16 protein-coding genes are annotated in these 19,653 nt (G+C 44.3%); 3 read left to right on the forward strand and 13 right to left on the reverse strand.

Features of this window, described 5'->3' with window-relative positions:
* Nucleotides 1–113 precede the first annotated feature (113 nt).
* The 6 genes from AC0L13_RS17360 to AC0L13_RS17385 all read right to left on the reverse strand — a co-directional run bounded on the left by AC0L13_RS17360 (nucleotide 114) and on the right by AC0L13_RS17385 (nucleotide 7,196).
* Entirely contained in the window at nucleotides 114–1,622 is a 1,509-nt protein-coding gene (locus AC0L13_RS17360) for a PH domain-containing protein (RefSeq protein WP_473641799.1), read from the reverse strand.
* Nucleotides 1,612–2,091: a PH domain-containing protein gene (locus AC0L13_RS17365; protein WP_473641802.1), complete on the reverse strand. Its 480-nt coding sequence runs from the start codon at nucleotides 2,089–2,091 to the stop codon at nucleotides 1,612–1,614. The genes AC0L13_RS17360 and AC0L13_RS17365 overlap by 11 nt, the downstream gene beginning before the upstream one ends.
* Nucleotides 2,092–2,203: 112 nt before the next feature.
* Complete coding sequence (cshA, locus tag AC0L13_RS17370; RefSeq protein WP_473641804.1) at nucleotides 2,204–3,688, reverse strand: degradosome RNA helicase CshA; 1,485 nt, start codon at nucleotides 3,686–3,688, stop codon at nucleotides 2,204–2,206.
* 356 nt (nucleotides 3,689–4,044) lie between these two features.
* Complete coding sequence (locus AC0L13_RS17375) at nucleotides 4,045–4,749, reverse strand: alpha/beta hydrolase (RefSeq protein WP_473641806.1); 705 nt, start codon at nucleotides 4,747–4,749, stop codon at nucleotides 4,045–4,047.
* Complete coding sequence (locus AC0L13_RS17380) at nucleotides 4,746–6,119, reverse strand: UDP-N-acetylmuramoyl-tripeptide--D-alanyl-D-alanine ligase (RefSeq protein ID WP_473641808.1); 1,374 nt, start codon at nucleotides 6,117–6,119, stop codon at nucleotides 4,746–4,748. The genes AC0L13_RS17375 and AC0L13_RS17380 overlap by 4 nt, the downstream gene beginning before the upstream one ends.
* 12 nt (nucleotides 6,120–6,131) lie before the next feature.
* Complete coding sequence (locus AC0L13_RS17385; RefSeq protein ID WP_473641810.1) at nucleotides 6,132–7,196, reverse strand: D-alanine--D-alanine ligase; 1,065 nt, start codon at nucleotides 7,194–7,196, stop codon at nucleotides 6,132–6,134.
* A 321-nt stretch (nucleotides 7,197–7,517) separates the two neighbouring features.
* On the opposite strand from AC0L13_RS17385, the gene AC0L13_RS17390 reads away from it, so the two are divergent.
* Complete coding sequence (locus AC0L13_RS17390; RefSeq protein WP_473641813.1) at nucleotides 7,518–8,717, forward strand: FtsW/RodA/SpoVE family cell cycle protein; 1,200 nt, start codon at nucleotides 7,518–7,520, stop codon at nucleotides 8,715–8,717.
* 191 nt (nucleotides 8,718–8,908) lie between these two features.
* Here the strand turns inward: AC0L13_RS17390 and AC0L13_RS17395 are convergent, their stop codons facing one another.
* Nucleotides 8,909–9,049 (reverse strand): Lmo0850 family protein, encoded by a 141-nt coding sequence (locus tag AC0L13_RS17395; RefSeq protein WP_440499220.1) that lies wholly within the window; start codon nucleotides 9,047–9,049, stop codon nucleotides 8,909–8,911.
* Between the two features lie 376 nt (nucleotides 9,050–9,425).
* On the opposite strand from AC0L13_RS17395, the gene AC0L13_RS17400 reads away from it, so the two are divergent.
* The gene (locus AC0L13_RS17400) at nucleotides 9,426–10,586 is read left to right on the forward strand and encodes an MFS transporter (protein WP_473641815.1); all 1,161 of its coding nucleotides are present in this window, start codon (nucleotides 9,426–9,428) and stop codon (nucleotides 10,584–10,586) included.
* 122 nt (nucleotides 10,587–10,708) lie between these two features.
* Here the strand turns inward: AC0L13_RS17400 and AC0L13_RS17405 are convergent, their stop codons facing one another.
* The 5 genes from AC0L13_RS17405 to AC0L13_RS17425 all read right to left on the reverse strand — a co-directional run bounded on the left by AC0L13_RS17405 (nucleotide 10,709) and on the right by AC0L13_RS17425 (nucleotide 16,601).
* The gene (locus tag AC0L13_RS17405) at nucleotides 10,709–10,966 is read right to left on the reverse strand and encodes a DUF3923 family protein (protein ID WP_473641817.1); all 258 of its coding nucleotides are present in this window, start codon (nucleotides 10,964–10,966) and stop codon (nucleotides 10,709–10,711) included.
* A gap of 191 nt (nucleotides 10,967–11,157) precedes the next feature.
* Complete coding sequence (locus AC0L13_RS17410) at nucleotides 11,158–12,510, reverse strand: TldD/PmbA family protein (protein ID WP_473641820.1); 1,353 nt, start codon at nucleotides 12,508–12,510, stop codon at nucleotides 11,158–11,160.
* Nucleotides 12,511–12,512: 2 nt separating this feature from the next.
* On the reverse strand, nucleotides 12,513–13,904 hold the full coding sequence (locus tag AC0L13_RS17415; RefSeq protein ID WP_473641822.1) for a TldD/PmbA family protein: 1,392 nt from the start codon (nucleotides 13,902–13,904) through the stop codon (nucleotides 12,513–12,515).
* 108 nt (nucleotides 13,905–14,012) lie between these two features.
* Nucleotides 14,013–15,284 (reverse strand): S41 family peptidase, encoded by a 1,272-nt coding sequence (locus AC0L13_RS17420; RefSeq protein WP_473641824.1) that lies wholly within the window; start codon nucleotides 15,282–15,284, stop codon nucleotides 14,013–14,015.
* A gap of 18 nt (nucleotides 15,285–15,302) precedes the next feature.
* Nucleotides 15,303–16,601: an MFS transporter gene (locus AC0L13_RS17425; RefSeq protein WP_473641826.1), complete on the reverse strand. Its 1,299-nt coding sequence runs from the start codon at nucleotides 16,599–16,601 to the stop codon at nucleotides 15,303–15,305.
* Between the two features lie 284 nt (nucleotides 16,602–16,885).
* Here AC0L13_RS17425 and AC0L13_RS17430 point away from each other — a divergent pair, with 284 nt between their 5' ends.
* Nucleotides 16,886–18,058: an XRE family transcriptional regulator gene (locus tag AC0L13_RS17430; RefSeq protein ID WP_473641828.1), complete on the forward strand. Its 1,173-nt coding sequence runs from the start codon at nucleotides 16,886–16,888 to the stop codon at nucleotides 18,056–18,058.
* Nucleotides 18,059–18,100: 42 nt separating this feature from the next.
* Here AC0L13_RS17430 and AC0L13_RS17435 read toward each other — a convergent pair whose 3' ends face one another.
* Nucleotides 18,101–19,426: an L-cystine transporter gene (locus AC0L13_RS17435; protein WP_473647103.1), complete on the reverse strand. Its 1,326-nt coding sequence runs from the start codon at nucleotides 19,424–19,426 to the stop codon at nucleotides 18,101–18,103.
* Nucleotides 19,427–19,653 lie beyond the last annotated feature (227 nt).

Raw genomic sequence — 19,653 nt, forward strand, 5'->3', positions numbered from 1 at the left:
GGTGCGATTTGCCGTATTTCTGCGGTTTTTGCAGAAATTAAGGCAGTTCTGCCGCACCCGGAGTCTAGACGATAACAAAAGATGAAAAGCCTGCGAGCGCTCGCAGGCTTTTTTCATTCACTTGCCGATTTGCCTTTTTCGTACCAACTTAAAATCTCTTCTGCCTCTTCCACTTCCATATGTTGAACGGTTGCATGATAGCTACCCATGCCCGATTTAATATTGGCGATGACCGTCGCGACCCCTTTCCGTTTATGGAAGTAGCTTTGTTTCATTTCCATCGACTGAACCCGTTTTTTCATCATGTACGCCGTCTGCAAGCTGAATGCCCTGAATCGCATCGTCAATTGGTTCCCGGTCATATCATACGCAGCTGAGCGGTGCTGCCACATGCCGTATGCAATGATGACAGGAATGATTGCGAGCGAAAACAGACCGTACGGGAAAAAGAAGTATATGAGGGCCCCGATGACCGGCAGCATCCAGACAAAGTCAATGCGATAATAAAACGGTCTCCCTTTTGCTGTCAGCTTTTTCGTAGGCTCCTCCAAACATAAATCTGGAAAAACTTCCGCCAAATAAGCTTCTACCTTGTTCCTTTTCACAATCGGGAATAAATTAATCTTCGAGCTTTGGCCAATGCTTCCCCCTGCACTATGGATCGCTACAGAAGCATAGCCGAATAGCTTCCTGAAAGGATTTTCAACGACTACAACACTTTGGATCCTCTTCAAAGGAACGGTCACTTTCTTCTTCTCCAGCAAACCTCTCGTAATGATAATATCTTCCTTATCCAATTCAATCGTAAAATTAAAATGGGAAAGGAATGTCATCGCGACAGATAATATCCATACACCGAGCAATCCGAGGAACACAGCAATCGCTACAATTAACACACCGAATTTGATGAACGCGGAAATTTCCTCGAACATCCACTCGAACGGAATGAGATCACTGAACTGTGAAAGGAAAATTGCCACCCCTGACAAGATTACTCCAACACCTCCAGAAGTCGTGGCGAGCACTAATAGATCCTTTGTCGTCATCGTGAAGATCTTCCGTAAATTCGATACCTCTTCGATAGGTACCTCTTCTTCAATAAGATTCACCATTTCGCCTTCTGTGACCGGCATTTCCCTTTGCCGTTTCTTCGCTTCGGCCATTTCCTGTTCGACACGTTTTGCGGCTTCTTTCGTAATCGCTGTCAATTCCCCTTCCGCTTGCTTTGCCGAGGAACTGCCCGCTGTTTCCACTTTTACTTTCACAAGCCCGAACGGCCGATGGAAAATCCCTTCTGTGTAATCCAAGCTTTGGATCCGGTCGAACGGGATATACCGTTTCTTTTTCACAAATAAACCTGACTCGATTCGAAGCTCATCATCCTCGAACCAATATTCAAACCGTTTCCATTTCACGATTCCTGCAACGGCCAACGCGATGATTAAGACGCTGAAAATGATGTAGGACAAATAATCGATGTACCAAAGCCCTGTCCCTCCACGTTTCCATCCATTCGCAAATATTAAAACAACAAGCGGCAAGATCGCTTCTTTCATCGTTTTCAGCACTTCGATAATTGCAGTAATCCAATGGAGTTTATAACGTTGCTGTTCAGACATCATCTTCCGCCACCCTTGCAAGCACGGAAATCCTGCCGCGCAGTTCATCAGCTTCCTCCATGATCAACGCAGGGATCGTATGGACTGTGGCAGCTGTTGAAATCGAGATTTCAGCCAATCCATATTTTCGCAAAATCGGACCTTGTGATGTGTCGACGTGCTGGACACGAACCATCGGAATGAGCGTCCGTTTTACGATGAAAAGGCCGTGTTGCAATTCGATTTCAGATTCTCTCACCTCGTAGCGCCACCGCATCCATCTCACCTTTGGAAATAAAATGATGATGAAGTAAGCGAATAGTACGAGAACGATAGCTTCGATCGGATAGATCCACCATGGCCATTCGAATATGTATACGAGCACGCCGCCGCCAATGGCTACCAATGCGAGAATAATTGTTTGAATTAAGCCGTATAATCGCCAAACTTTCAAGCCTTTCGGAGAAATCCTGTTTGCTGGTTGAGCTCTCATTTCCACAACACCTCTTTCTATTCTTCCATTGTATACGTAGCGATGCTAAAAATGTTTCATTTCGAAAAAGAAAAACCCCGGAGGATGAAGTTTCATCTCTCCGGGGTGTGTATTATCTTTCCGATCTGCCTCTTGAACGGTCTCTGCGTCCGCCGCCGTCACGGTTTCCACGACGTGAACCGCCGCCTCCGCCATAACCGCGTCCGCCGCCATAAGAACGTCCGCCGCCACGGCTTCCTTTGAAGCCGCCACGATCACGGGAAGACGTTTTGCGAGTAGGCAATGGGCGCTCTTCCGTGATTTTAACTGGTGTGTCATCAGGCTCTTTCGTCAACGATCTGATTGCAGCCGCAACGATGTCCTTCACATCATATTTTTCAAGAAGCTCAGTAGCAAGCTCTTTATAATCGTTCAATTCGTTTTTCTCAACGATTTCCGATAGCTGTTCCATCGCAAGGCGTTGCTGACCGATCAATGCTTCGTCTTCAGTCGGCGGCTGAAGTGGAGTCATCCGCTTTTTCGTCGTTTCTTCAACGACGCGGAGGTAACCCATTTCACGCGGAGTGACGAATGTGACCGCCATACCGCTTTTTCCTGCACGACCAGTACGACCAATACGGTGTACATAGCTTTCTGGATCTTGTGGAATATCGAAGTTGTAAACGTGAGTGACACCTGAAATGTCCAATCCACGCGCCGCTACGTCTGTTGCGACAAGAACATCAATTTTATTATCCTTGAACTGGCGAAGAACGGACATCCGTTTCGCTTGCGTCAAGTCGCCGTGAATTCCTTCTGCCAAGTAGCCGCGGATGCTCAATGCGTGTGCCAACTCATCGACACGACGCTTCGTACGTCCGAAAACGATCGCAAGCTCAGGCTGGTGTACGTTCAACAAACGTGATAGTACATCGAACTTTTCTCTTTCCTGTGCTTTCACGAAGTATTGGTCGATATTTTCAACAGTCATTTCTTTCGACTTGATTTTTACGATTTCCGGCTCTTTCATGAATGTCTCTGCAATTTTACGGATTGCTGGAGGCATTGTTGCTGAGAAAAGAAGTGTTTGGCGAGTATCTGGTACACTTGCCAAAATTGTATTGATATCTTCGATGAAGCCCATGTTGAGCATTTCATCCGCTTCGTCAAGGACAAGCGTATTTACATTGTTCAATTTCAATGTTTTACGGTTGATATGGTCAAGAATACGTCCCGGAGTTCCGACAACAATTTGTGGATTGTTGCGCAATGCTCGAATTTGCCGACCGATTTCCTGGCCGCCGTATACAGTTAACACACGCGCGCGTTTGCCGTATCCAATTTTATAGATTTCTTCAGACACTTGGATCGCCAATTCACGTGTCGGTGCAATGACTAAAGCTTGTACTGAAGGATTGTTCACATCAATTTTCTCAATGATCGGAATCCCGAATGCTGCAGTCTTACCTGTACCTGTCTGTGCCTGGCCGATTACATCGCGGCCTTCCATGCCGAATGTGATTGTGCCTTCCTGGATCGGTGTCGCTTCTTCGAATCCCATACGCTGAAGAGCGTTTTGTGTGGATTCGCTAATATTTAGTTCTGAAAATTTCGTCAAACTTCTCAATCTCCTTTAGTTTCTTCATTTAGCAATTGGTTACATTTGCAAATGAAAGCACGGCAAATTCGAGCCTTAAACTTCTATGGGAACGTTTCCGATATTTTGTTTTCTCTGGAGTGGGCAAAAGTTCAAATGGCTGAACTTCATAAATTTCAGAGGCAATTGTGAAAGGAAAGCTGGTCTTTGCCGATCGGGTTAGTCTCCAGCGTAGTGCTCCGAGAGACTATAAACCGTTTTATTCAAAAAAAAGTACTCTTCGCCACCGGAAGAGTCTCGTGTAAATGTATCCAATACTCATAGTAGTTTATCACGCTTGACGGTCATCCGCAATCAATCCGCCTTAAAAGTAATAATCAGAATTCGCATAAGTCTTTCTTCATGAATTCATACACTTTTGAGTACCATTCATGGCAGTCATCACTGTAGCAAATATGATGTTTCCCGTTTTCGGATACGATGAGCTGCTTTTGCTCGGAACCGAGCGAACGCAATAGATGCTCCGCTGTAGAAAAAGGAACGATACCGTCCTTCTTCCCTTGCACAACGCAAACCGGCGTTGTGATCTTTCCGTAATACGGCTCCACCATTTTGACGACTCGCACAAATTCCTTCGCAGCATGAAGCGGCGTATTCCGAAATTTGTAGTCATACAAATGATAAAACGTGTTCGGCGGATACTTTTTTGTTACGGATTCGGCAAGCATAATGGCTGCATCCTCCAACAGTATGCGCGGACTAATATACTTCGCCGCCGCACTGAGCAGGACGAGCTTATCGACTTTGTACCGTAAAGCCAAGTAGAGGGCGATGATGCCGCCCATCGAAAAGCCGACAATGATGATGCGGTCAACTTCCTTCCGCAACCGGTTGAGGGCGAGCTCCGCTTCCATCATCCATGATTCCGCCGATACTTTGCTTAAATCGATAGGAAAATCATGTCCCGGCAAGATCGGGACAGAAGTGATCCAGTCCGTCCTTTCCTCCACATATTGAATGAAAGGGCGGACTTCAAACGTTCCTCCTGTAAAGCCATGGAGGAACAGCACGCCTGTTTTCATGCTTGCAGCACGCCATCCATAATTGTTTCCAGCTCCATTCCCCTTGACCCTTTCAACAAGACGATTGTGTCCTTGTCAATGGAAGTAAGGAGCTCCGCAATCAATGGCTTGTAGTCGTTCTCTGACCAGATGACTTTTGTTTCATTCCCATTTTTCATCAGCTCTTCATAAAGCCACTTCATTCGCGGGCCATATAAAAGAATTCCGTTTGCATGTATTGTGCCTAGTTGTTCGGCAATCGATTCGTGGTAATGCCGTTCATTTTCGCCAAGTTCGAGCATATCTCCCAAAACAGCCCATTTTTTAGAACGGAGCTTCGTTTCCTTCAAAAAAGAAAGTGCCGCCTGCATGGATGTCGGCGCCGCATTGTACGCGTCATTGATGAAAAGCGCTCCATTCTGTGTAACGACTGGCTGCATTCTCATATCCGTAAGTTTTGACTGACGAAGTGCCGCGTCAATCTGTTCATTGCTAAGGCCGAGCTCATGCGCAATCAAAATCGCAGCGAGCGAATTTTTCACTTGATGGGAACCGAAAACCGGTATTGTGAATTGGCCATCGATCATTCCTTTGACCTCAAAACGGCTTCCTTCATCCCCCGATTCCGTTGAGACGAGAGAAAGACGCGTGTTTTCTCCATATCCGAAAGAAATTGCGCTCAGCTCTGGATGTTCTGCCACTAGCGTATTTAATAGCGGCTCGTCGCCATCATAGAAAAGAGTGCCGACTTCTTGAAGCCCATCAATGATTTCGAATTTCGCTTTTGCAATTCCTTCACGGGAACCGAGATCCTGCATATGCGCTTCACCGATATTTGTAATGACAGCGTAATGCGGCTTCGCCAAATGAGAGAGGAAAGAAATTTCATTAAAGCCGCTCATCCCCATTTCAAGGACAGCAACTTCCGTATTTTCCTCCAATGAAAGAATCGTAAACGGCAACCCTAATTCATTATTAAAATTGCCTTCTGTCTTTCGCACGTTGAAATAAGGCGATAGGACGCTAGCTACTAAATCCTTCGTCGACGTCTTGCCGTTCGAGCCGGTAATGCCGATGAATTTGCATGCGAGTTGATCCCGATAGGCGCGTGCAAGTTGCTGCATCGCGAGTTCCGGGTCATCGATAAAAATTAGAGGGATATCTGCAGGCGCATCCGGCTCATCTTTCATCCAAAGGGACGCCGCTGCCCCTTTTTCAATCGCTTGTCGGACGAATTGGTGGCCATTCACCTGTTCGCCGCGGAACGGGATGAACAGGTCGCCTTCCTTCAATGTCCGTGTATCGAACGACACCCCAGTTACAACGACTTCGTCCATCTGTTGGCCTTCTGCCTGCAGCCAACCTGCCAATTCAGTCAATAAACGTCTCATTCTTTATCACACTCAATCCATTGTATATTGTATCTGTTGCTTTTCTTCATGCCGTTCAAGTGCAAGTTCAATCAGCTTGTCAATCAATTCCGGGTAAGACGTTCCTGTGTTTTGCCAGAGCAACGGGAACATGCTTGTCGGTGTGAAGCCGGGCATCGTATTGATTTCATTGATAAGCACTTCATCCTGGTCTGTCACGAAGAAGTCCGCGCGCACTAATCCAGCGCAATCAAGCACTTTGAATGCCCGGATCGCCATATCCTTCAACGTCGTTTCCACTTCGTCAGTTACCGGAGCAGGGATGAGCAACTCCGTATTGCCGTCTTGGTATTTCGCTTCGTAATCATAAAAAGCCGCTACTGGTTTGATTTCTCCGAGGACGGAGCACTTCGGATCATCATTGCCTAGGATGGCAACCTCGATTTCACGCGCAGTGACACCTTGCTCGACGATAATTTTCCGGTCGAATTTCAGTGCGAATTCAACTGCTGCTATTAAGCTTTCACGATCTGTCGCCTTGCTGATGCCGACGCTTGAACCTAAGTTTGCAGGCTTTACGAACATCGGGAACGTCAATTCCTTCTCCATTTTCTCCACCAAATGCTCTTGGTCCTTTTTCCATTGAGTGCGGATGAAATAGACGTAAGGAACTTGCTTCAGCCCAACTTGATTGAAAAGCTGCTTCATAATTACTTTATCCATACCTGCTGAAGAAGATAGCACTCCATTTCCTGCATACGGAATGTTCATGACTTCGAACAGCCCTTGGACCGTTCCGTCTTCTCCATTCGTTCCGTGCAATAGAGGCAGAATGATATCCGGCGTTCCGTTGCCATTCAGAAAATCTTGGATGCTGTCGGGCTTCCCGTCAGCACGCTTTAAGCGCAGCTGCTCAATCGATTCCGCAGGGGCAACGAGCGGCTCCCCTTTCCTCCATTCACCTTCGTACGTTATATAGACAGGAATCACTTCATATTTGTCAAAGTCAATTGCATTCGTTACCGCCGTGGCAGTTGATAGGGATACTTCGTGCTCTGCGGACTTCCCGCCATACACTAAACCCAGTTTCTTTTTCATCGATTTCCCTCACTTACCGTTAGATTTCGTTCCTTTAGTTTACCACGAAACGACTTGCCCGTTCGTAAAATATCATGATACAGAAGGACCTTTTTACTTTTAGGCAACTTCCTGCCTGGCGGGACGTCACTTTGAAGGACATGAATATAGGCATGGTATGCGTTATACTATAGATTGAAAGTTTCTTTCACTGTATATGTATGCTCGGGCGTTGAGTAGTTTGATAATTGACTTATAGAAAAATCCGTACAAACAATCTGTTTTCCGTTATAATAATATGAGGTTTCCATGTGAAACCAATTAACTGATAAGGTGAAATATATGAATATAGATAAAAAACCCGTAGATCGGTTCGACTGGCCGCTTGCGTTCATCATGCTTTTATTCTTCACGATCAGCATCATCGCCATCGCATCCGCCCAGACGACAGGACAATATAGGATAAACTCCGTCCCGATAAACTTCATACCGTCTCAAATCCAATGGTATGTCATCGGCTCTATTATTATTGCCATCACAATGTATTTGGAGCCGGAACAGTATAAGAAAGCCGCCTGGATCATTTATGGCGGCGGGGTATTCCTCTTGGCAGCACTTTACATCTTGCCTGATAGTTTGGAACTTGTTGCCCGCAGAAACGGGGCAAAAAGCTGGTTTCACCTTCCATTCGGCATCGGCAGCATCCAGCCAGCCGAATTTATGAAAACGTTCTTTATCATAGGGATGGCACGCACAATTACGAAGCACCATGAACGCTATATGGAAAAGACGTTACAGACAGACTTTCTCCTGCTCGGTAAAATCTTTGCAGTTTTCAGCATTCCATTCCTATTCATCATGCTGCAGCCTGACTTAGGGACTGGTCTCGTCTTCATCGCCATTACTACTGCTCTAATCATCGTGGCGGGCATCACTTGGCGGATCATCCTACCGATTTTCGTCGGTACTGCCGCCTTGGGAGGAACACTTCTTTGGATGGCCTTGTACGCTCAAGATTTCTTGGCGAAACTCGGCGTCAAACCGTATCAGCTTGAACGAATTTACTCATGGCTCGATCCTTATTCGTATGCGTCGAATGAAGGGCGGCATCTCATCACATCATTGAATGCCATCGGATCGGGTGAAATATTCGGGAAAGGGTTTCAAGGACGTGAAGTATATGTGGCCGAGAGCCATACCGATTTCATTTTCAGCACCATCGGGGAAGATTGGGGATTCATCGGAGCGAGTCTCGTCATTTGCCTTTACTTCTTCCTGATCTATCATATGACGAAAATCACGCTTGAACTTAAAGATCCATTCAGCACATACATTTGCGCAGGCATCATTGCAATGATCACATTCCACGTATTCGAAAACATCGGCATGACGATCCAATTGTTGCCAATAACAGGTATCCCATTGCCATTCATCAGTTACGGGGGCAGTTCATTAATGGGCAACATGCTCGCAATCGGCCTCGTCTTCAGTATGAAGTTCCATCATCGAACGTATATGTTCAGTTCTGACGATGATGAATAAAGTGATCAGATCAAAAACGCATAAAATGCTTTATTCACGCATAAACGCCTAGAATAACGCATAAATCATTTAATTCACTCATAATGCGACTTATATGCGCATATATTGGTTTATTCACGCACAAACCGTTGCAAACGCTCATAAATCATTATAGAGGACGCAAAAAACCTCCCGCATGCGGGAGGTTTTTGTTATGACTGTATTTGCGGGTCATTTGAAGGTGGCGCGAGGGCTTTCAGCATTTCCATACGGGATTTCGTTGCTGTTGCCGAAACACCCAACTTCGCCAAGTTGGTGATGATTTTTTTCAAATCAACTTTTTCTTTCGCCATCTTTTCCACCTCGACCTTTCTATATGTTGTTGACGCATCTTCACATTGGAAAGTTTCATCATCGATATGAAATTCATACCAATTTTCATCTATACACATCATACCACTCCTGTCCACTTTTAAATCTTTCAATTATGTTACAAATTGTTCGCCTTTTGTAAATGCTTTATACAAAGACGGAAAATAAAAGCTTGCATATTGAAATGATTAACGTCTCTTCGTTGCTTTCCGGCCGACTTTCTCTTTTATGCAACAGGCGAGACCAATATGAGTGAGCAGGAGATGATTTATTCGCACGAAACGCCTTTTCCTTTGTCACTATGTGAAAGGCGGAGTAAAATGGTCGTATTGATGTCAATTGAAAGCGGGTTCATTTATGAAGAAATCAATTCTACTACTTATGTCTGTACAATTTTTTGTATATCTTGGATTCGGCATTATCATTCCCATTTTGCCGGAAGTGATCGTGCAACAGAATCTGTCTGAAATTCATGTCGGAGGATTGTTGACGGTTTATTCACTTGCATCCTTCTTCACCGCCCCGCTTTGGGGTTCATTATCCGATCGGACAGGCCGTAAAAAACTGATCATCGTCGGACTTATCGGCTTTAGCTTAAGCTTCTTCCTATTCGCGTTCTTCACTGAGAATCTTACGATGATGTATCTTTCACGTGTTGTCGGAGGGATTTTCTCTGGGGCATTGTATACGGCAGTTACCGGATTTGTCGGGGATATGACGACGGAGGAAAATCGGAATAAGTATATGGGCTTGCTCGGTATGTCGATCGGGCTCGGATTTATTTTCGGACCTGCAATCGGAGGCGTGCTCGGGCATTACAGCTTACATTTGCCATTTTTCGCATCAGGCATTTTGACATTGTTATTGGTCATCTATGCGAGTGTGATATTAAAAGAACCTGAACGACTAGGCGAGGCGAATAAACGCGTACTGTTACCGAAAGGCGGTGCGATGCTCTGGCAATACCGGATTCGCAATCTGTTCTTGCTCTCCTTCATGGTGACGTTGATCTTGGCAGGAATCGAATCGACATTCCAATTGTTCCAAATATCTGCGATTGAAATTACACCGCAGCAAGTCGGCTATTTGTTCATGGCAAGCGGTTTTGTCGATGCGGCCATTCAAGGCGGTGTCGTCCGCCGCGTGAAAAACGGTTCAGAGACGAAGTGGATTTTAGGTGCGCAAATCATCACCGCTATAGGACTCATTTTGATTCCGTTCACAGGCAGCCTTTTCTGGGCGGGTGTTGCACTCAGCGTCTTTACGGCAGGGAACGCGCTCGCTCGGACAGTGCTCGTTTCATTGACGTCGAAAGAATCTGGCGGTAAGTATGGAACAGCTGCCGGCATGACGTATTCGATGGACAATATGGGACGAATCATCGGGCCGCTGTTATTCACATGGCTGTTCACAAGAATGACAGGTGAGATTTACTATATCTCCGCAGCACTTGCTGTCATTTCGATCGTCTTTATATTCATGTATCGCAAGTCATCGAAGACATTGCGTTCGACGTAAATAGGCAAAAAAGTTAAGGGCATACCTTGTTGGTTACAAACAATATAGTATGCCCTTGATTATTCACTTTTTCGCTTCCCCACTTGTGAAAGTCGAATCTCTCTCAGAATACGCATGATACTTTAAGTCGATAATTCATTACGATATTCCATTTTTTTGTTACTACCAATTACAAGATTAACAATTAGCCATACAACTTGAATTAATACCGGAAATATAAATGCGATCAATAAAATTATAAATGCTACTAATTTTGCTTCAGGCGTTTGAATAACACCTGCACCATCAACTTCCCTCAGCCAAACGAAAGCTGAACCTACTGCTAAAACGACAATCCAAAAAGCGTTAGCAATCCACCAAAAAAGCCATCTTTTTTTCATATTCTCACATCCTAACAATTCACATAATTACTGAATCCATCGTACAGTACAGGCGAATTCACAGTAATGGACCTGAGATATAATTTAAGCTAAGTCTTAAGGCGTATAAAACTCGGTAGCATAAAAAAAGAGACACAACATATTCATCGTGCAATATGTCGTGCCCTGTCTTATTTACTTCCAATCATTTGTTAATCCACTGTAACCGCCAAGCCCTTAATTTTCAACGATGGAGAACCGATGTACCCGCTAAAGCTCATCGGAGAGAAGATTAGATCGCTGCCAATCCCCTCAATATCCTGGAGCACTTCAAAGAAGTTCCCTGCGACGGTCATTTGCTTCGTCGGCCCGACAATTTTGCCGTCCTTAACGTAATATCCGTCAGCTGCCAATGAAAAGTCGCCTGAAATCGGGTCTGCCCCAGAATGCAACCCAGCTAAATCGGTAATAATAACACCTTCCTCAAACCCCTCGTAAAGCTGCTCATACGTTTGATGGGCAGGCTCAATATAGAAATTGGTCGGGCTCACTTCGACAGAACCCTTATAGGAACTGCGATGTGCATGACCTGTCGTCTCCACGCCATCTTTTTTCGCCGTTTTCAAGTTGTGGAAGTAGGTTTGTAAGTTCCCCTCCTCTACAATGTTAAGTTTTCGCGTCGGAACTCCTTCCGAATCGAATGTCGCACTTTGGATTCCTGCTGGAAGAAACGGGTTATCAATCAAATTTACATGATCTGCCGCGATCTTCTCACTTAACTTCCCTTTAAGGCGGGATCGGTTATCCTGTACAGCCTGAGCCGAGAAAGAGGATGTGAAAGTTGACAATAGAGAAGCCGCCGCTTCATTTTTCAATACGACTGGGTAATTTTTATTTGGATAATTCTTTTCACCCAACCTGCTTACGCCCTGTTCTACGACCTCTTTTACGATTGCATCCGCATCAAGATCATTGAAATCCTTAGTGATTCTAAATACAAATCCGGATTTCAATTCGTCATTTTCCTGGACGAGGATCGATACGTAAAATAGTAAAAAGTTATTCGCTTCTTTAAGCTCCAACCCTTTATCATGGAAAAGGCCTTTTTCAGATTTCTGATTTTGCATTTGGGATGTTGTAACTTTCTTAACTCGTGGATCATATGATAGGATTTTCTTCTCCACTTCCTGCAAGAATTGAATCATATTTTCCGGCTTAACCGTATCCAATTCCGGACTATAGAACTGGATTTCTTCATACCCCGCTCTTTCCGTGAATAACTCTTCCGGTTCATTTTCAATCAGCTCCGCATTTTCCACTGCATTTTTCAGCAAGAATGCAACCGAATCCTCATCGAATTTTTCTGTATAGGCGTAAACTGTTTTTCCATTATACAGCCCTCTAACAGATGCTCCTTGAACATCGGAAAAGTCGTATTTATCCACTTCCCCTTCGTATAACCCGATCGTAAGGCTCTCTTTTTTCTCATAATAGAGTTCAAGATTGGTAAAGCCCATATTTTCCCCTTCAGCAAATAGCCGCTCCTTCAATTGTTCAATGCTCATTATTATGCCTCCTTTCCGCCGACTGTGATTTCACTTACACGTACCATCGGTTGCCCGACATTTACCGGCAAACTGCCACTGGATGCGCCGCACATTCCCGCTCCGTGGCCTAAATTATTGCCGACGCGATCGATATCCAGAATCGTTTTCGCCCCGTTACCGATCAAAGTCGCACCACGGATCGGTTTATCGATTTTCCCGTTTTTGACCAAGTACGCCTCATGAACAGCAAAGTTGAAATCACCCGTTGAAGGATTGACCGAACCCCCACCCATGTATTTCGCGTAAATGCCGAATTCCGTGTCCGCTATGATTTCTTCAGGCGTAGATTTTCCAGGAGCAATATACGTATTTGTCATCCGGGACGTCGGTGCAAATCTGTATGATTGTCTGCGACTTGAGCCTGTAGACTCCATTCCCATCCGTCTACCGTTCAATTTATCGATCATATATCCTTTCAGTATGCCGTCTTCAATGAGCACATTTTTGCGGGACTTTTCACCTTCATCGTCGATATTAATCGAGCCCCATTCATTTTCAAGCGTCCCATCGTCAATATATGTAACAAGGTCTGACGCCACTTTTTCTCCTAATTTATTCGCAAATACTGATGCATTTTTTGCAACCGATGTCGCCTCAAGGCTGTGGCCACAAGCTTCGTGGAAAATGACTCCGCCAAATTCATTGTCGATAATGACAGGGAATTTTCCGCTTGGCGCAGGATCGGCATGAAGCATCGTTTTGGCAATTCGAGCAGATTCTTTCGCATAATGATTCAGGTCGAGGTTTTCAATAAACTCAAAACCTTGGTACGCGCCAGGCCCGTAAAAACCGGTCTGCATATCCGCCCCATCTGAAGCGATGGATACCATGGACATCCGGCTTCTTACTCGCTTGTCTTCCACAAACTTCCCTTCAGAATTGGCGATGAGGACATTTTGCTCCTCGTCGATCAAGTTAATGATTGCCTGCACGATTTCTGGATCGTAGTTTCTGATGATATCATTCGCATTGCGCATCACAGTAAGCTTTCGGGATTTAGCTGCTTCAGTTGGCATGATTTTTATTGGATGGAGCATCGAAACCGATTCCTTAAGGAGCGGGATAATCGTCGTTTTCCCATCCTTCTTCCCTTCAATGGCTTTCGCAGCTGTACGAGCAGCCTTCAAAAGTCCTTCTCTTGAGAAATCATTCGTGTAAGCATAGACGCTTTGCAACCCATGAAACACTCGTATTCCCACACCAAAATCCCGTCCCGACAAATTCTTCTCTAGACGAGAATTTTGAAGGACCATATGATTCGTGTAGCGATCTTCCACAAATACTTCCGAGAAATCGCCGCCGGTTTCAAGAGCAGCTTGCAACACATCTTCAATAAGCGCTTTGTTCAGCATAATCTTCCCCCTGTTCCTATTTTTCTGTCAATCATACATACAGTTATACGAGCCGTTATGAAAATAGTTTCATTTCACCGTACAAAATGCCTATTCATTACAAAAACATCAATTTGTCACTGCATTGTTTTGAGATAAAAGATCAAAAGCCTTCTTCACGTCAATATCCTCTTCAATATGCTCAGGCGTCCAAGGAATATGAATATGCGGTGTGATGCCGATGCCTGTCATCCCTTTGCCTTTATCAATGCCGCCCATTCGTGATGTCGGATACATCAGCTCAAATCCTTCTTCCCATTTAGCACTTACCAAATTGGCGTAATCGTTCAGTCCCATCGTTGCTCTTCCGATAACGGTCACTTTGCTAGACTTTTTGGCAACCGCCACAAAGGAATCTCCCGAACTGCCGCAAAAGACATCCGTCAAAACAATAATTTGTGATGGATGTTTCATCCCTTTTACGAACGTATCGCTCACCATATCGCCAAAATCGAATTCAATGAATCCTTTCCCGCGGTTGCGCTCCCATTCACGTTTAAAGACAGACAAAAACCATCTTGCTTGCTCATCATCAGTACCCGCTAGCGCCTCCTCCAGTTCAGGCAAAATACGATCAGCACTTGCTTCCGTGCAATTGAACAGCATCCTATCCTCCGAATCGTTGTCCGCTAGCTCCACACCCTCTTCAGGCATGATATAAGGCAGCAATGGATAGAAACTAGAATCAGAACCGCCATAATTTACACGCACATCAATAATCCACTTATCCGTCGTTCCAAGCAGCTCTTTATTCTCCTCGACCATTTTCACGATGGCATCCGGGTTTGCAAAATCAGTCATTGTAATGAATACTACGTCTTGCCTTTTTTCCACGGAGTACGTAGGGACATAAGGCTTTTTATCAAACAAGCCGAATGTAAATGTCCGCGTTCCATTCTCGTCTTCCACTTCACCTTCCGGATAAAGCATCAATACCGGTCCCCAATTTTCCCGTTCAGAATGATTTTCATTCAACCGTCTATGATGCAACTCTTTCAATTCACCTATGCTTTTTCCGCCTAACGAAACGATGCTCATCCCAGGTTTAAGCCGATCCTCCGAATCTACTTCCGTGACATACAGCCGATCTTCGTAACGCCGTACTTTAAAACCGCGATTTTCAGGCTTTTCATTTTCCGCATTTTCCATAATGAAATGAATATGTTGATCGTTGAAATCTAACAAGTACTCTTCAACAATTCCCTTGAATTCCGTATTTGACAGCTGCTCATTCCTTATCATTTCAAGGAAATGCTCCGGTCTGTCACATCCTTGCTTATCCTCGCATCCTGCGTAATCGTTATGCATAATGTCCACAATTTCTTTAAAGATCGCTTCCAATGCTACACCCCTTTTCCATCATTCTTGAACAGGTTCCGCCTTCACTGATGATGACTTATCAAGCTCTGGATGTGCCATCCTGATAACAGACGGCCTTGCTAACACGAGGACAACTCCAATGAGTAACAAACTGGAAGTAATCAGGATCCACTGTGCAGGTAAAATATCATACAAGAATCCGTATATAACCGTTCCTAGCGGCATAAGCGCCATTGCCATTGTTTCGAGAATGGAAAAGACGCGTCCTTTGTAATCGTCGTCGATCATCTTTTGCATCATAACCATCAATGGTGTATTGACAATGATTTGAGTCAAACCGAAGCCGAACAAAAGCGTTGCATAGTAGGCGAACATCAATGAATATGGCATGGAAATGATAAGCGGTAATGCTACTCCACTCATAAGTAAAGCCATACCGATGATGCCTCGTTTTCCAACTAAAAGAGGGAATTTCACTTCTTTCCGCATTGATAAATAAAGTGACATGAGCAACATCCCTACAGCTAATGCTCCATCAATTAAGCCAAAATGCTCCGGCGCCATTTTCAACTTTTCGATCAGGATGAAAGAGTGGCCGACCATGAACGCACCGAATAGGAAGTTGATAAATAGTGAAATCCAAATGATCGCCATGATAACCGGCTGCAGTTTCAAATAAGAAAGTCCTGCTTTCATACTTTGCAGCATCGGCTCTTTCGGCTCCCCTTCAACAACCTCTTTCCTTTTTGCGAACAGCTTGAAATTCATCGTCGATTCAAGAATTACTGCAACGATTGAAGCTGTCATATATATCATAAGGAATACCGGCATGGGAACGGTACCGTATAACACGCCAGCGGTTGCTGGGCTTCCGATTGCTGCGAAAGAAATCGACATCTGGTTCAAGGACATTGCTTTTTGAATTCTTGCTTCATCGACAAGTCCTGTTATAGATGAACTGAATGTCACTCCAGAAAAAGTTGAAGCGATCGACAAAACTACCGTCGTCATATAAATTGCTAAAAGTGAAATTCCCGAAGTCAAGCTGACTGCAAGAAGACTGCCGATCGCTAAAGTAGAAGCAATTTGTGCACATATGATAATGGCCTTTCTTGAGTATCGATCAGCAACATAACCGGCAAACGGTGCAACAAGCGTCCGTGGCAAAATGCTACAAATCAAGTTTGTTGCAAAGCTCGTTGCAGACCCCGTTAATTGTAAAATGTAAAAACTGACAGCAAACGCATATACTTGGGCGCCGAACGATGAAATAAGTTTGCTGATTGTAAACGTCCACAGATGGTACGTCGCCCTTTTTAACTTCATTGCTTCACTCAAAATAGTCACTCCATTCAGGAAGTTTAATTTTATTAAACAAAGAATAGCATGTTACCTCTTCCATTGCAAGCAAAAGTTTAATATAATTAAACAAAGCTCACAGATGTAGTGTATGATGATTGTCGGCGAAGTGAAACAGGTACAATTGATTCATTACTATATGAGTTTTTATTTCGATTACAGATATGCATGATCCACATAAATAACCAACATAATCGGAGGTGTTCCCCCTGCAAACATTAGGTGAACGAATCAGGAAGCTGAGGAAACAGCAAAAACTTACATTGGAAGCATTGGCGGGAGATCAGCTAACTAAAGGGATGCTCAGTTTAATCGAGAACAATAAAGCGAATCCTTCCATGGATAGTTTAGCGTATATTGCAAAACAGCTTGGTGTAGAATCAGCAGAACTATTGGAGGAGACGAATCGGCAGGAATTACAGGAAGTGTTGAAAACTGCGGAGCAACTGTTCAGTATTGGTCTTGATAAATTGACGGATGAACATGATCAAATCATCTCGTTAGTCGAGCCATATGTGGAGAAATTGACACAGGGCTATGAAGCGGCAAGGCTTTTGGATATATATAGCCGTACTCTCTACTATGAAAAGAAGGATGGATGGCAAGAACTCTTAGATAGGGCAGCAGACATTTATGATCAAATGAACAGTACCCGCCGCTTTGCATCAGTTGGTCTTTTCCGGTCAATGGTGAAATTCTCCGAACATAAATATGACGAGTCCCTTGCAATTCTATTGAAGGAGCGTTCTGAAATAGAAGTACGGAATGGATTTATCGACCCTCTCACCCGGCTCGATTTCGATTATTTTGAAGCAATTCTTCACTATGCGGTAGGCGATTCAGATGAGGCAATTCGTGTCATGAATGAAGGGATTGAATTCTCAAAGGAGAAGCAGGTTTTTTATCGCATCGATCATTTGTACAGGCTGGCGACATTCAATGCGATGATGAATCAGGATGTTAAATCGATGGATTATTACGTACAAAAAATGTTACTCTACGGGGAATTTGCCGATGACGAAGAAGCGATTCTATTTACTGAATATGCAAAAGTACATTATTTGACCTCCTATAAACGTTCGTACAAGGAGGCATTGGATCTTCTCAATGCATACCTTCAAGAACACGATACAATCAATTCGCATAGCTCTTATACCTTAATGGAAAAAGGCAAGGCACTTTATGGTATTGGAAGACACAAGGAGGCGCTTACTTGTTTTACAGAAGTGACAATTGCAGACTATATCCACCATCCATTCGATTTATCCATCTTCTATGAAAAAGATGCGTACGCGGCACTTTGCCATCGGGCTTTAGGAGATGAAGCGGCAGCAATACGTTCAATCGACATTGCCGTGAGCAATATTTTTTCCATGCCCCGCACGCCTTATAAAGATTTCATCATGGAGACTTATGAATTGATTCGAAGTAAATAAAAAATGCCGAAGAAGCACATTGCTTCCTCGGCATTTTTTCTATTATGCTTCAATTGATTGTTGCTCAATTGGACCGTTAAAGACTTCCTTATCCAACTCTCCATTAATACGCGCAGTGGCTACACCAGCAGTCATAGAACCGCTCACGTTCAATGCAGTCCGCCCCATATCGATAAGAGGTTCAACCGAAATCAACAAACCTGCCAAAGCAACCGGGAGATTCAAGGCTGATAGTACAAGGATTGCCGCGAATGTAGCTCCGCCGCCGACTCCGGCAACCCCGAACGAACTAATCGCCACGATCGCTATCAACGTTAGCAGGAATGTCGGTTCTAATGGATTTTGCCCGACAGTAGGCGCAATCATAACAGCGAGCATCGCTGGGTACACGCCTGCACAACCGTTTTGTCCAATCGACAATCCGAAAGAGCCTGCAAAGTTTGCAACCCCATCCGGAACTCCAAGCCGATCGGTTTGTGTTTTAATATTTAGTGGTAAAGCACCAGCACTGGATCTTGATGAGAAAGCGAACAGCAAAGCTTCTGCTGTCTTCTTAACATACGTGACCGGATTGAGTCCGGAAATCGTAATGATGATCAAATGGATGAGATACATGACAATTAATGCGACGTACGAAGCAAGGACGAATTTCCCTAAGCTATAAATTGCTGCAAAATCAGACGTTGCAACAGTCCTTGCGATGATCGCCAAAATTCCGTAAGGCGTCAAACGCAACACAATCCGTACGACACCCATGATCAATGAATAAAGGGCATCAATCCCTCTCTTCACTAGGTTTGCATTTTCTTCATCCCGTCTCGTTAGTGCCAAATAGGCAAATCCAAGAAACGCTGCGAAGATAACGACACCAATCGTTGATGTCGGACGTGCGCCTGTAAAGTCAAGAAACGGATTTGCAGGCAATAGGTCGAGAATTTGATCCGGCAATGCTTTTCCAGCCATTTCCGCAGAACGCTCCTCCATGGAGACGCCGCGTTCAGTTTCCGCATCACCATGGACAATTTCAGAAGCGTCCAAGCCGAACAGCAGGGAAGCCGAAATACCGATCGCTGCAGCAATTGCAGTTGTCCCAACGAGGATCCCTAAAATCATTCCCGCCATCTTTCCGAAGTTCTTGCCGATTGTCACTTTCGTGAAAGCGCCAAGAATCGATATGAACACGAGCGGAACGACAATCATTTGAAGAAGCTTAACGTAGCCTGTCCCTACGATGTTAAACCAACTTACCGATTGCGCCAATATTTCCGAGTCAGCGCCGTAAGCAATATTCAGGATGAACCCAAAAAGAATTCCAAGTCCTAACCCAGTAAAAACCCTTTTGGAAAACGAAACGTTTTTACGATGCATAGTATATAGAAGACCTATTAAAAGCAAGAGCGCTACTATATTTATAAGTAATAAAACTGTATTCACTTCTTTTCCCCCTTCAGGAATAAATAAAAAACTATAATAGACTATATACCCTTAAATCATATCAGTCAAGTTGGATTAACTCATTTTCTTATAATCTTCCCCAACAAGCAAAGTGTAAACTACAAGAGTCTCCACTTGTGGTTGATATTCCCTTCTTTTTC

The organism is Sporosarcina sp. QA0331, assembly GCF_055808055.1.